Origin of the sequence: Leclercia sp. J807 (assembly GCF_009734465.1) — a bacterium.
Lineage (GTDB): Bacteria > Pseudomonadota > Gammaproteobacteria > Enterobacterales > Enterobacteriaceae > Enterobacter.
In genome coordinates, this window is the sequence record NZ_CP046446.1 from 673,469 (window position 1) to 686,330 (window position 12,862).

General features: G+C 56.0%; 11 protein-coding genes. 9 read left to right on the plus strand and 2 right to left on the minus strand.

What is annotated here, in order from left to right; translation table 11 throughout:
- Nucleotides 1–11: 11 nt before the first annotated feature.
- From ileS to ispH, 4 genes are all read left to right on the plus strand, one after another.
- Nucleotides 12–2,828 (plus strand): isoleucine--tRNA ligase, encoded by a 2,817-nt coding sequence (gene ileS, locus GNG26_RS03175; protein WP_156237779.1) that lies wholly within the window; start codon nucleotides 12–14, stop codon nucleotides 2,826–2,828.
- Entirely contained in the window at nucleotides 2,828–3,328 is a 501-nt protein-coding gene (gene lspA / locus GNG26_RS03180) for a signal peptidase II (RefSeq protein WP_103178215.1), read from the plus strand. The genes ileS and lspA overlap by 1 nt, the downstream gene beginning before the upstream one ends.
- Before the next feature lie 93 nt (nucleotides 3,329–3,421).
- Nucleotides 3,422–3,871 carry an FKBP-type peptidyl-prolyl cis-trans isomerase gene (gene fkpB / locus GNG26_RS03185; RefSeq protein WP_103823207.1) on the plus strand — a complete coding sequence of 150 codons (450 nt, stop codon included), beginning with the start codon at nucleotides 3,422–3,424 and terminating at the stop codon, nucleotides 3,869–3,871.
- Between the two features lies 1 nt (nucleotide 3,872).
- Nucleotides 3,873–4,823: a 4-hydroxy-3-methylbut-2-enyl diphosphate reductase gene (gene ispH / locus GNG26_RS03190; protein WP_028015471.1), complete on the plus strand. Its 951-nt coding sequence runs from the start codon at nucleotides 3,873–3,875 to the stop codon at nucleotides 4,821–4,823.
- Between the two features lie 19 nt (nucleotides 4,824–4,842).
- Here ispH and GNG26_RS03195 read toward each other — a convergent pair whose 3' ends face one another.
- Nucleotides 4,843–5,745, minus strand: a complete 903-nt coding sequence (locus GNG26_RS03195) for a LysR family transcriptional regulator (protein WP_156237781.1) — start codon at nucleotides 5,743–5,745, stop codon at nucleotides 4,843–4,845.
- Between the two features lie 92 nt (nucleotides 5,746–5,837).
- On the opposite strand from GNG26_RS03195, the gene GNG26_RS03200 reads away from it, so the two are divergent.
- Both GNG26_RS03200 and dapB read left to right on the plus strand, forming a co-directional pair.
- Nucleotides 5,838–6,479 carry an alanyl-tRNA editing protein gene (locus tag GNG26_RS03200; protein WP_156237783.1) on the plus strand — a complete coding sequence of 214 codons (642 nt, stop codon included), beginning with the start codon at nucleotides 5,838–5,840 and terminating at the stop codon, nucleotides 6,477–6,479.
- Nucleotides 6,480–6,758: 279 nt separating this feature from the next.
- A complete protein-coding gene (gene dapB, locus GNG26_RS03205; RefSeq protein WP_103823210.1) occupies nucleotides 6,759–7,580 on the plus strand; it encodes a 4-hydroxy-tetrahydrodipicolinate reductase in 822 nt (273 codons plus the stop codon).
- A 147-nt stretch (nucleotides 7,581–7,727) separates the two neighbouring features.
- On the opposite strand, the gene GNG26_RS03210 is transcribed toward dapB, so the two are convergent.
- Nucleotides 7,728–7,970 (minus strand): hypothetical protein, encoded by a 243-nt coding sequence (locus GNG26_RS03210; RefSeq protein WP_114387972.1) that lies wholly within the window; start codon nucleotides 7,968–7,970, stop codon nucleotides 7,728–7,730.
- 65 nt (nucleotides 7,971–8,035) lie between these two features.
- Between GNG26_RS03210 and carA the strand changes: the two genes are divergently transcribed.
- From carA to GNG26_RS03225, 3 genes are all read left to right on the plus strand, one after another.
- Nucleotides 8,036–9,184, plus strand: a complete 1,149-nt coding sequence (carA, locus tag GNG26_RS03215; RefSeq protein ID WP_114387971.1) for a glutamine-hydrolyzing carbamoyl-phosphate synthase small subunit — start codon at nucleotides 8,036–8,038, stop codon at nucleotides 9,182–9,184.
- Nucleotides 9,185–9,202: 18 nt separating this feature from the next.
- Entirely contained in the window at nucleotides 9,203–12,427 is a 3,225-nt protein-coding gene (carB, locus tag GNG26_RS03220) for a carbamoyl-phosphate synthase large subunit (RefSeq protein WP_156237785.1), read from the plus strand.
- 187 nt (nucleotides 12,428–12,614) lie between these two features.
- The gene (locus GNG26_RS03225; RefSeq protein WP_103178229.1) at nucleotides 12,615–12,848 is read left to right on the plus strand and encodes a YgdI/YgdR family lipoprotein; all 234 of its coding nucleotides are present in this window, start codon (nucleotides 12,615–12,617) and stop codon (nucleotides 12,846–12,848) included.
- Nucleotides 12,849–12,862: the final 14 nt, after the last annotated feature.

Sequence of the window (12,862 nt, forward strand, 5' to 3'; positions counted from 1 at the left end):
CCGAGAATCTGATGAGTGACTATAAATCAACCCTGAATTTGCCGGAAACAGGGTTCCCGATGCGCGGCGATCTCGCCAAGCGCGAACCGGGAATGCTGGCGCGTTGGACCGATGATGACCTGTACGGCATCATCCGTGCAGCCAAAAAAGGTAAAAAAACTTTCATTCTGCATGATGGCCCTCCCTATGCGAATGGCAGCATTCATATTGGTCACTCTGTAAACAAGATTCTGAAAGACATTATCGTTAAGTCCAAAGGCTTAATGGGCTATGACTCGCCTTACGTTCCAGGCTGGGACTGCCACGGTCTGCCGATCGAGCTGAAAGTGGAGCAGGAGTTTGGCAAGCCGGGTGAGAAATTCACCGCTGCTGAATTCCGTGCTAAATGCCGCGAATATGCCGCCACGCAGGTTGATGGTCAGCGTAAAGACTTTATCCGTCTGGGCGTACTGGGCGACTGGTCGCATCCGTACCTGACCATGGACTTCAAAACCGAAGCCAACATCATCCGTGCGCTGGGTAAAATCATCGGCAACGGCCACCTGCACAAAGGCGCCAAGCCGGTGCACTGGTGCGTGGACTGCCGCTCTGCGCTGGCTGAAGCGGAAGTTGAGTATTACGACAAAACCTCTCCGTCCATCGACGTAGCCTTTGAAGGCGTCGATCAGGATGCGCTGCAGGGCAAATTTGGTCTGCCGGGCGTCAACGGCCCAATCTCGCTGGTCATCTGGACCACCACACCGTGGACCCTGCCTGCCAACCGCGCGATCTCCCTCTCTGCGGAGTTCGAATACGCGCTGGTACAGGTTGAAGGCCGCGCGCTGATTCTGGCGAAAGATCTGGTTGAGAGCGTGCTGAAGCGCGCGAACATCACTGATTACCAGGTACTCGGCACCGTGAAGGGCGCTGAGCTGGAGCTGATGCGCTTTAAGCATCCGTTCCTCGATTTCGATGTGCCGGCGATCCTGGGCGAGCACGTTACCCTGGAAGCGGGTACCGGTGCGGTACATACCGCCGGTGGCCACGGCCCGGACGACTACAACATCAGCCTGCAGTACGGGCTGGAAATCGCTAACCCGGTTGGCCCGGATGGTGCTTACCTGCCTGGCACATACCCGACGCTGGACGGTGTTAACGTCTTTAAAGCCAACGATATCATCGTCAATATGCTGCGCGACAACGGCTCGCTGCTGCACGTTGAAAAAATGCAGCACAGCTATCCATGCTGCTGGCGCCACAAAACGCCAATCATCTTCCGTGCGACCCCGCAGTGGTTTGTGAGCATGGATCAGAAAGGGCTGCGCGCGCAGTCACTGAAAGAGATCAAAGGTGTGCAGTGGATCCCGGACTGGGGCCAGGCGCGTATCGAGTCCATGGTGGCGAACCGTCCTGACTGGTGTATCTCCCGTCAGCGTACCTGGGGCGTACCGATGTCTCTGTTCGTGCATAAAGAGACCCAGGAGCTGCACCCACGCACGCTGGAGCTGATGGAAGAAGTCGCTAAGCGCGTTGAAGTGGACGGCATTCAGGCGTGGTGGGATCTTGATTCCCGCGACATCCTGGGCGCAGATGCGGATAACTACGAGAAGGTGCCGGATACGCTGGACGTCTGGTTCGACTCCGGATCCACCCACGCCTCCGTGGTTGACGTGCGTCCTGAGTTTGCCGGTCACGCTGCCGACATGTATCTGGAAGGTTCTGACCAACACCGCGGCTGGTTCATGTCATCTCTGATGATCTCCACCGCCATGAAGGGCAAAGCGCCTTACCGTCAGGTACTGACCCACGGTTTCACCGTAGATGGTCAGGGCCGCAAGATGTCCAAATCTATCGGTAACACCGTTTCTCCGCAGGACGTGATGAACAAGCTGGGCGCGGATATTCTGCGTCTCTGGGTGGCATCCACCGACTACACCGGCGAAATGGCGGTTTCTGACGAGATCCTGAAGCGTGCTGCCGACAGCTATCGTCGTATCCGTAACACCGCGCGCTTCCTGCTGGCGAACCTCAACGGTTTCGATCCGGCAAAAGACATGGTGAAACCGGAAGAGATGGTGGTGCTGGATCGCTGGGCGGTAGGCTGTGCCCAGGCGGCGCAGGAAGATATCGTCAAGGCGTATGACTCCTACGACTTCCACGAAGTGGTGCAGCGCCTGATGCGCTTCTGCTCCATCGAGATGGGCTCGTTCTACCTCGACATCATCAAAGACCGTCAGTACACCGCCAAAGCGGACAGCGTGGCGCGTCGTAGCTGCCAGACTGCGCTGTACCACATCGCAGAAGCGCTGGTGCGCTGGATGGCGCCGATCATGTCCTTCACCGCAGATGAGATCTGGGGCTACCTGCCAGGCGACCGTGAGAAGTATGTCTTCACCGGAGAGTGGTATGAAGGTCTGTTTGGCCTGGGCGAAACCGAAGCCATGAACGATGCCTTCTGGGACGAGCTGCTGAAAGTGCGCGGCGAAGTGAACAAAGTTATCGAGCAGGCGCGTACCGACAAGAAAGTGGGCGGCTCTCTGGAAGCGGCAGTAACCCTGTACGCTGAACCAGAGCTGGCGGCGAAGCTGACGGCGCTGGGCGATGAATTACGATTTGTCCTGTTGACCTCCGGTGCAAAAGTTGCGGATTATGCCGATGCGAGCGCTGATGCCCAGCAGAGCGAACTGCTCAAAGGGCTGAAAGTGGCGCTGGCGAAAGCCGACGGCGAGAAGTGCCCGCGCTGCTGGCACTACACGACCGATATCGGCAAGGTGGCGGAACACGCAGAGATCTGCGGACGCTGTGTCAGCAACGTCGCCGGTGATGGCGAAAAACGTAAGTTTGCCTGATGAGTAAATCACTCTCTTCAACAGGGCTGCGCTGGCTGTGGCTGGTGGTAGTCGTGCTGATTATTGATTTGGGCAGCAAATACCTGATCCTCCAGAATTTTGCTCTGGGGGATACGGTTCCGCTGTTCCCGTCGCTTAATCTGCACTATGCGCGTAACTATGGCGCGGCGTTTAGCTTCCTGGCGGATAGCGGCGGCTGGCAGCGCTGGTTCTTTGCAGGTATCGCACTCGGTATCTGCGTGGTACTGGCCGTGCTGATGTACCGTTCGAAAGCCACGCAAAAGCTGAACAACATCGCCTACGCGCTGATCATTGGCGGCGCGCTGGGTAACCTGTTCGACCGTCTGTGGCACGGCTTTGTGGTCGATATGATCGACTTCTATGTCGGCAACTGGCACTTCGCCACCTTCAATCTGGCCGATACGGCGATTTGTATCGGTGCGGCGCTGATTGTGCTGGAAGGCTTCTTGCCGAAGCCCGCAGCGAAAGAGCAGGCGTAACAAACCCGCCGGGCGGCGCTGCGCTTGCACCGGCCTACGATGAGTAGGCCCGGTAAGCGCAGCGCTACCGGGCAAAATGAGTGAGCACTCTGCATGTCTAAATCCGTACAGTCCAACAGCGCGATGCTGGTTCATTTCACGCTGAAACTCGATGATGGCTCCACGGCGGAGTCCACCCGCAATAACGGCAAACCGGCGCTGTTCCGTATGGGTGACACCTCTCTGTCTGAAGGTCTTGAGCAACAGCTGCTGGGGCTGAAAGAGGGGGATAAAAAAAGCTTTTCACTGGAGCCGGATGCGGCGTTTGGCGTGCCGTCCCCGGACCTGATCCAGTACTTCTCGCGTCGTGAATTTATGGATGCAGGAGAGCCTGAGATCGGGGCGATTATGCTCTTTACCGCTATGGATGGCAGCGAAATGCCAGGTGTGATCCGTGAAATCAATGGCGACTCGATTACCGTTGACTTCAACCATCCGCTTGCCGGGCGTACCGTTCATTTTGATGTAGAAGTGCTGGAAATCGATCCGGCACTGGAGGCCTGAAATGCAGATCCTGTTGGCTAACCCGCGCGGCTTCTGCGCCGGTGTAGACCGCGCTATCAGCATTGTTGAAAACGCGCTGGAGATCTACGGCGCGCCGATTTACGTGCGTCATGAAGTGGTACACAACCGCTACGTGGTGGATAGCCTGCGCGAGCGTGGGGCGATCTTCATCGAGCAAATCAGCGAAGTGCCGGACGGCGCTATTCTGATCTTCTCCGCGCACGGCGTTTCCCAGGCCGTGCGTAACGAAGCCAAAAGCCGCGATCTGACCGTCTTCGACGCTACCTGTCCGCTGGTAACGAAAGTGCATATGGAAGTGGCCCGCGCCAGCCGCCGTGGTGAAGAGTCGATCCTGATTGGCCACGCCGGTCACCCGGAAGTCGAAGGCACCATGGGGCAGTACAGCAACCCGGAAGGGGGGATGTATCTGGTTGAGTCCCCGGAAGATGTCCTGACGCTGAACGTGAAAAACGAAGCCCGTCTGTCGTTTATGACGCAGACCACGCTTTCGGTTGATGATACGTCGGATGTGATTGATGCTTTGCGCCAGCGCTTCCCGAAAATCGTCGGGCCGCGTAAAGATGATATCTGCTACGCAACCACTAACCGTCAGGAAGCGGTGCGCGCTCTGGCAGAACAGGCGGACGTGGTGCTGGTGGTCGGCTCGAAAAACTCCTCTAACTCCAACCGCCTGGCCGAACTGGCACAGCGAATGGGCAAGGCGGCGTTCCTGATCGACGACGCGACGGACATCCAGGAAGCGTGGGTTAAAAACGCGGCCTGTGTCGGTGTCACCGCAGGGGCTTCCGCGCCGGATATCCTGGTGCAGAACGTGATTGCCCGCCTTCAGGAGTTGGGTGGGGGGGAAGCCGTTCCGCTGGAAGGGCGCGAAGAGAACATCGTCTTCGAAGTCCCGAAAGAGCTGCGTATCGACGCCCGCGAAGTAGAATAAGATTTAAAAATGCCAGTCATCAGATGACTGGCATTTTTTCATTCAGATAGTTGATCATGGCTCGCATTCTGGCTGGCATATGCTTGTTACGCGTCCAGAGCAGCCATAAATCGCCGGAATAGCTGCTGATAAACGTCCACTCCGGCAGAACCTGTACAATTTCCCCTTTTTCAAGCGCCTCACGCGCCGTAAACAGCGGTAAACTCCCGATGCCTACATGATGTTTGACCGAATCCAGCCGCACGCCCGTGTGGTTGGCCGCGTAGCGGCCGTGCGTCTGGACAATCTCCGTTTTTCCCTGCGAGGTAAATTTCCAGCGTGAATCGGCCGGGGTTTCACCGAGCGAAATACAGCTATGCCCCCGGAGATCGTGCGGATGCTGAGGCGTGCCTGCGCGACGAAGGTATTCTGGCGTCGCGCAAATAATATGGGTTACCGGCATCAGCGGTTTTCCGTACAGGCCTGGCGAAGGGGTATCGGTGATCCGTAATGCCAGATCGACACCGTCATCGATCAGATCCATGTAGCGATCTTCCAGGCGCAGGCAGACATCTATTTGCGGATAGCGCGCCAGGAATGCCGGCATTAGCGGATGGATCACGAACCGTCCTACGGCTTTCGGTACGCTTATCGTGAGCTTTCCCTGCGCAATGGTTTGCAGACTGCTGCCGGAATCCATTGCCTGTTGGGCCGCGTCCAGCATATCCAGGGCATGTTCATAAACCGATTTTCCGGTTTCGGTAAGTGCCAGCTTGCGCGTGGTACGGTTCAGTAATTTACACCCCATCTCCTTCTCCAGGCGTGAAACACAACGGCTGATCGCTGAGGGGGTCGCGCCCGTAATACGGGCTACGGTGGAAAAATTGCCGTGTTCAACGATGGTCACGAAGGTTGCGAGATCGGGAAGCAGTGTAGGTTTCATTTGTGCATACCAGGCAAGAGTGCATTGTTTGAAAGGCCAATTATCGATGCTTAAGTGATGAATATACTGTCAGGGTACAGAGGAGAACAACCATGACAGAACGACTTTATTACACCAGTGAAGCGACAGAAGGCCGCGCGAAAGTGATCCGTTGCACTGAAGAGGCGGATGGCTGTTACGCCGTCGAGCTGGATCAAACCCTTTTCCATCCGCAGGGCGGCGGACAACCAGCAGATCGGGGCTACATCGCCGGGATCGCGGTGGAGAGCGTGAACCTGCGTGGAGAGCAGGTCATTCACATTCTGGCCCGGCCGCTTGTGCCAGGCGAGGTGGACATTCAGGTGGATAAAAGTGCGCGGGTGCGACATTCCCGCTGGCACAGCGCAGGCCATTTGATCGGTTATGCCGGTGAGCGATGCGGTTGGGAACCGGTAAAAGCCCACCACTGGCCCGGTGAAGGACGAATTACCTTTACGGCCCGGGACCTTAAGAGCGTAATGCCTGATGCCAGCGCGCTAATCGCCCTTATCAACGGCTGGAAAGCGGATAATCTGCCCCGTCATACAGAAATGGAAGCGGGCAGACGCAAGGTTCGCTTTGGCGATCTTCCGGCTTATTCGTGTGGCGGAACGCATGTTAGCCAACTGGCGGAAATAGGTGAAATGGAGATCCTGGGGATGAAAATAAAAAAAGGGCAGCTGGTGGTCACTTATGCCCTTCACGAGCAGGCGTAACTGGAGTGTGATTAACCCGACAGAGCGCAAGGCTTGAAAGGAGGTGGGGCTGTTAATCTTTAGGCTTGCTATGTTGTCCTGCCCGGGCAGGAGATAACCTCCTGCCCCCTACGCTGGCGGTGCATGAATCGTGCGGTTTTCGCTGACACCTATGTTTTTTACTGATATCTGACCCGTTTTATCATTAAATTCTAATTATCGGTGTTTTCAGATGGCGGCAATCTTGCTGGCTGGTTACTCTGGAAGCGATTTACATCATTTTAACGTAAGAGAATAACTATGCATGATGCACAGGTCCGTGTCGCAATTGCGGGCGCGGGTGGCCGTATGGGCCGTCAGTTAATTCAGGCTACGCTGCAGATGGACGGCGTTGCGCTTGGCGCCGCGCTGGAGCGCGAAGGTTCTTCTTTATTAGGCGCGGATGCCGGTGAACTGGCAGGCGTGGCTAAGACGGGCGTCACCGTGCAGAGCAGCCTTGATGCAGTAAAAGATGACTTTGACGTGTTTATCGATTTTACGCGCCCGGAAGGCACGCTGCATCACCTGGCGTTTTGCCGCCAGCACGGCAAGGGCATGGTGATCGGCACCACCGGTTTTGACGACGCGGGCAAACAGGCGATTCAGGATGCGGCGAAAGTCATCCCCGTCGTATTTGCGGCCAACTTCAGCGTGGGCGTGAACGTGATGCTCAAGCTGCTGGAGAAAGCGGCGAAGGTGATGGGCGACTATACCGATATTGAGATCGTTGAAGCTCACCACCGCTACAAAGTGGACGCACCGTCAGGTACGGCCCTGGCGATGGGCGAGGCGATTGCCCAGGCGATGGATAAGGATCTGAAAGCGTGTGCCGTCTACACCCGTGAAGGCCATACCGGTGAACGCGTCCCGGGCACCATTGGTTTTGCCACGGTGCGTGCCGGTGACATTGTAGGCGAACATACCGCAATGTTTGCCGATATTGGTGAGCGCGTTGAAATCACCCATAAGGCTTCCAGTCGTATGACTTTTGCAAATGGGGCTGTTCGTTCTGCTGTTTGGTTGAAAGGCAAAAAAGATGGTCTTTTTGACATGCGAGATGTGCTCGATCTTAACAATTTATAATCATAGTTACCCTTCGTGATGTGGTTATTGCAGTCGTAATTACTTGATTGCAGAGGGCAATATTTTATTGCCCTTTAATTTTAAGATTCTTAGCGTAATTACTAATCTAAACCTCTATAATTCTTCTTTTTGTCCTCTGTTTTTGTTTCATTCTTGTGAATTTTGACCAAATGGTCCACTTTTTTGGACCGCAACGGCAGTTCTAACAATAAAATGGGTTCGCAAGCGTTTTCCCAAGTGATTTAGTTGATCTTTTTGCCCGTTAACAACTCTCTTTCCCACCAGTGGCATAAAAACGACAGACAAAACCCACTTTTTAAGTTGACTTTCCCCTGCTAAATCTCCAGAATGCCGCCGTTTGCCGAAAATCCACTGGCAGCAGATTTGCATTGATTTGAACCTTGGTTATGAATTAATATGCAAATAAAGTGAGTGAATATTCTCTGGAGGGTGTTTTGATTAAGTCAGCGCTATTGGTTCTGGAAGACGGAACCCAGTTTATCGGTCGGGCCATTGGGGCAACAGGTTCGGCGGTTGGGGAAGTCGTTTTCAATACTTCAATGACCGGTTATCAAGAAATCCTCACTGATCCTTCCTATTCCCGCCAAATCGTCACTTTAACTTATCCCCATATTGGTAATGTCGGCTCTAACGCCGCTGATGAAGAGTCCTCCCAGGTACATGCACAAGGTTTGATCATTCGTGACCTGCCGCTGATTGCCAGCAACTACCGCAATACCGAAGACCTCTCTTCCTACCTGAAACGCCATAACATCGTGGCGATTGCCGATATCGATACCCGTAAGCTGACGCGTCTGCTGCGTGAAAAAGGTGCCCAGAACGGCTGCATCATCGCTGGCGACAATCTGGATGCGGCTCTGGCGCAGGAAAAAGCCAAAGCCTTCCCGGGTCTGAACGGTATGGATCTGGCAAAAGAAGTGACCACTGCTGAGTCCTACAGCTGGACGCAGGGGAGCTGGACGCTGGCTGGTGAACTGCCGGAAGCGAAAAAAGAAGAGGAGCTGCCTTTCCACGTGGTGGCCTACGACTACGGCGCCAAGCGCAACATCCTGCGTATGCTGGTGGATCGCGGCTGCCGCCTGACCGTTGTGCCGGCCAAAACCCCGGCAGACGAAGTACTGAAGATGAACCCGGACGGGATCTTCCTCTCTAACGGCCCGGGTGACCCGGCACCGTGCGACTACGCTATCGACGCGATTAAAACTTTCCTTGAAACCGACATTCCGGTATTCGGCATCTGCCTCGGCCATCAGCTGCTGGCGCTGGCGAGCGGTGCGAAAACCGTGAAGATGAAGTTCGGTCACCACGGTGGTAACCACCCGGTGAAAGATATCGACAACAACACGGTAATGATTACCGCACAGAACCACGGTTTTGCCGTCGATGAAGCCTCCATGCCTGCCAACCTGCGCGTCACGCACAAGTCGCTGTTCGATGGCACTCTGCAGGGCATTCATCGTACCGACAAACCGGCGTTCAGCTTCCAGGGACACCCGGAGGCAAGCCCAGGCCCGCACGATGCCGCGCCGCTGTTCGATCACTTCATCGAACTTATCGAGCAATACCGTAAGACCGCTAAATAATCAGGAGCCGAGAAGACCATGCCAAAACGTACAGACATAAAAAGCATCCTGATCCTTGGCGCTGGCCCGATTGTAATCGGCCAGGCCTGTGAATTTGACTACTCTGGCGCCCAGGCGTGTAAAGCCCTGCGCGAAGAGGGTTATCGCGTTATCCTGGTGAACTCCAACCCGGCCACCATCATGACCGACCCGGAAATGGCCGATGCGACCTACATCGAGCCGATTCACTGGGAAGTGGTACGCAAAATCATCGAAAAAGAGCGCCCGGATGCGGTACTGCCAACCATGGGCGGCCAGACGGCGCTGAACTGTGCGCTGGAGCTGGAGCGTCAGGGCGTGCTGGCTGAGTTCGGCGTGACCATGATTGGTGCCACCGCCGACGCGATTGATAAAGCAGAAGACCGCCGTCGCTTCGACGTGGCAATGAAAAAAATCGGCCTCGACACCGCGCGTTCCGGCATTGCACACAATATGGAAGAGGCGCTGGCGGTTGCCGCTGACGTGGGTTATCCGTGCATCATCCGTCCTTCCTTCACCATGGGCGGCACCGGCGGCGGTATCGCTTACAACCGTGAAGAGTTCGAAGAGATTTGCGCCCGTGGTCTGGATCTTTCTCCAACCAACGAGCTGCTGATTGATGAATCATTGATCGGCTGGAAAGAGTACGAGATGGAAGTGGTGCGTGATAAAAACGACAACTGCATCATCGTCTGCTCCATCGAAAACTTCGATGCCATGGGCATCCACACCGGTGACTCCATCACCGTGGCACCCGCCCAGACTCTGACCGACAAAGAGTACCAAATCATGCGTAACGCCTCGATGGCGGTACTGCGTGAGATTGGCGTCGAAACCGGCGGCTCTAACGTGCAGTTCTCGGTTAACCCGAAGAACGGTCGTCTGATTGTTATCGAGATGAACCCGCGCGTGTCCCGCTCCTCTGCGCTGGCATCGAAAGCCACCGGCTTCCCGATTGCCAAAGTGGCGGCGAAACTGGCGGTGGGTTACACCCTCGACGAGCTGATGAACGACATCACCGGCGGTCGTACTCCGGCCTCGTTCGAGCCGTCTATCGACTACGTTGTGACCAAAATTCCTCGCTTCAACTTCGAGAAATTTGCTGGTGCGAACGACCGTCTGACCACCCAGATGAAATCTGTCGGCGAAGTGATGGCCATTGGCCGCACCCAGCAGGAATCCCTGCAGAAAGCGCTGCGCGGTCTGGAAGTGGGCGCCACCGGTTTCGACCCGAAAGTGAGCCTGGATGACCCGGAAGCGCTGACCAAAATCCGTCGCGAGCTGAAAGATGCGGGCGCCGAGCGTATCTGGTATATCGCCGACGCTTTCCGTGCGGGCATGTCCGTCGATGGCGTCTTCAACCTGACCAACATCGACCGTTGGTTCCTGGTGCAGATTGAAGAGCTGGTGCGTCTGGAAGAGAAGGTGGCAGAGCTGGGCATCAACGGCCTCGACGCCGACTTCCTGCGCATGCTGAAGCGTAAGGGCTTTGCCGATGCGCGTCTGGCTAAACTGGCGGGCGTACGCGAAGCGGAGATCCGCAAGCTGCGTGACCAGTACGACCTGCACCCGGTCTACAAGCGCGTGGATACCTGTGCGGCAGAATTTGCGACCGATACCGCCTACATGTACTCCACCTATGAAGACGAGTGCGAAGCGAACCCGTCTGTTGACCGCGACAAAATCATGGTGCTGGGCGGCGGTCCAAACCGTATCGGTCAGGGCATCGAGTTCGACTACTGTTGCGTACATGCCTCCCTGGCGCTGCGCGAAGACGGTTACGAGACCATCATGGTCAACTGTAACCCGGAAACCGTCTCGACCGACTACGACACCTCTGACCGCCTCTACTTCGAGCCGGTAACGCTGGAAGATGTGCTGGAAATCGTGCGTATCGAGAAGCCAAAAGGCGTTATCGTGCAATACGGCGGCCAGACTCCGCTGAAGCTGGCCCGTGCGCTGGAAGCGGCAGGTGTACCGGTCATCGGTACCAGCCCGGACGCGATTGACCGTGCAGAAGACCGCGAACGTTTCCAGCACGCCGTTGACCGTCTGAAGCTGAAACAGCCGGCTAACGCCACCGTCACCACCATTGAGCAGGCGGTTGAAAAGGCCAAAGAGATCACCTACCCGCTGGTGGTGCGTCCCTCCTACGTGCTGGGTGGCCGCGCAATGGAAATCGTCTACGACGAAGCCGACCTGCGCCGTTACTTCCAGACGGCGGTCAGCGTCTCTAACGATGCGCCAGTCCTGCTGGACCGCTTCCTGGACGATGCGGTAGAAGTGGACGTGGATGCCATCTGCGACGGCGAAAGGGTGCTGATTGGCGGCATCATGGAGCACATCGAGCAGGCGGGCGTACACTCCGGCGACTCCGCATGTTCTCTGCCAGCCTATACGCTGAGCAAAGAGATTCAGGACGTAATGCGCGAGCAGGTGCAGAAGTTGGCCTTCGAGCTGCAGGTGCGCGGTCTGATGAACGTGCAGTTTGCGGTGAAAGACAACGAAGTCTACCTGATTGAAGTCAACCCACGTGCGGCACGTACCGTCCCGTTCGTCTCCAAAGCCACCGGTATCCCGCTGGCGAAAGTGGCGGCGCGCGTGATGGCTGGCCAGACGCTGGCGCAGCAGGGCGTAACCAAAGAGATCATCCCGCCGTATTACTCGGTAAAAGAGGTGGTGCTGCCGTTCAACAAGTTCCCGGGCGTTGACCCGCTGTTAGGGCCAGAGATGCGCTCTACCGGTGAAGTGATGGGCGTGGGCCGTACCTTCGCGGAAGCGTTCGCCAAGGCGCAGTTGGGCAGTAACTCCACCATGAAGAAACAGGGCCGTGCGCTGCTCTCCGTGCGCGAAGGCGACAAAGAGCGCGTGGTGGACCTGGCGGCGAAGCTGCTGAAGTATGGCTTTGAGCTGGATGCGACCCACGGCACCGCGATTGTGCTGGGTGAAGCGGGTATCAACCCGCGTCTGGTGAACAAGGTGCATGAAGGTCGTCCGCACATTCAGGACCGTATCAAGAATGGCGAATATACCTACATCATCAACACCACCGAAGGGCGTCAGGCGATTGAAGACTCCAAGCTGATTCGCCGCAGTGCGCTGCAGTACAAAGTGCACTATGACACTACCCTGAACGGCGGTTTTGCAACAGCGATGGCGCTGAACGCGGATGCCACCGAGAAGGTGATTTCTGTGCAAGAGATGCACGCGCAGATTAACAAGTAACAAGCCTGTTATCGTAGGCCCGGTAAGCGAAAGCGACGCCGGGCAAACGGCGGGTGGCGCTTCGCTTACCCGGCCTACGATGGCTGTCTCCCTCTTCAGAACCTTCTGCTTTCCCATCTCCCATCAGTCAGTTAGCCTAAAATTATCAGGTCGATAATTAAATCCAACTGAAAGCAGGGAGAACACCATGCGCAAGAATCTTTTGCTGACTTCAATTTTTACTGCCGCAGCACTGTTCACCGTTGCAGGTTGTTCGTCTAACCAGGCGGTGAAAACTACTGACGGTAAAACTATCGTCACCGACGGAAAACCGCAGGTAGATGACGATACTGGAATGATGTCTATTGATAATGCCGAAACCGGTCAGACGGAACAGATTAACCGCGATCAGGTGAAATCCATGGGTGAGCTGGATAACTGATAAAAAAATGCAGT

Excerpts from the sequence above, each read along its gene's own strand:
- ileS (WP_156237779.1), top strand. The coding sequence starts at position 12 with ATGAGTGACTATAAATCAACCCTGAATTTGCCGGAAACAGGGTTCCCG.
- lspA (WP_103178215.1), top strand. The coding sequence starts at position 2,828 with ATGAGTAAATCACTCTCTTCAACAGGGCTGCGCTGGCTGTGGCTGGTG.
- fkpB (WP_103823207.1), top strand. The coding sequence starts at position 3,422 with ATGTCTAAATCCGTACAGTCCAACAGCGCGATGCTGGTTCATTTCACG.
- ispH (WP_028015471.1), top strand. The coding sequence starts at position 3,873 with ATGCAGATCCTGTTGGCTAACCCGCGCGGCTTCTGCGCCGGTGTAGAC.
- GNG26_RS03195 (WP_156237781.1), bottom strand. The coding sequence starts at position 5,745 with ATGAAACCTACACTGCTTCCCGATCTCGCAACCTTCGTGACCATCGTT.
- GNG26_RS03200 (WP_156237783.1), top strand. The coding sequence starts at position 5,838 with ATGACAGAACGACTTTATTACACCAGTGAAGCGACAGAAGGCCGCGCG.
- dapB (WP_103823210.1), top strand. The coding sequence starts at position 6,759 with ATGCATGATGCACAGGTCCGTGTCGCAATTGCGGGCGCGGGTGGCCGT.
- GNG26_RS03210 (WP_114387972.1), bottom strand. The coding sequence starts at position 7,970 with ATGCAAATCTGCTGCCAGTGGATTTTCGGCAAACGGCGGCATTCTGGA.
- carB (WP_156237785.1), top strand. The coding sequence starts at position 9,203 with ATGCCAAAACGTACAGACATAAAAAGCATCCTGATCCTTGGCGCTGGC.
- GNG26_RS03225 (WP_103178229.1), top strand. The coding sequence starts at position 12,615 with ATGCGCAAGAATCTTTTGCTGACTTCAATTTTTACTGCCGCAGCACTG.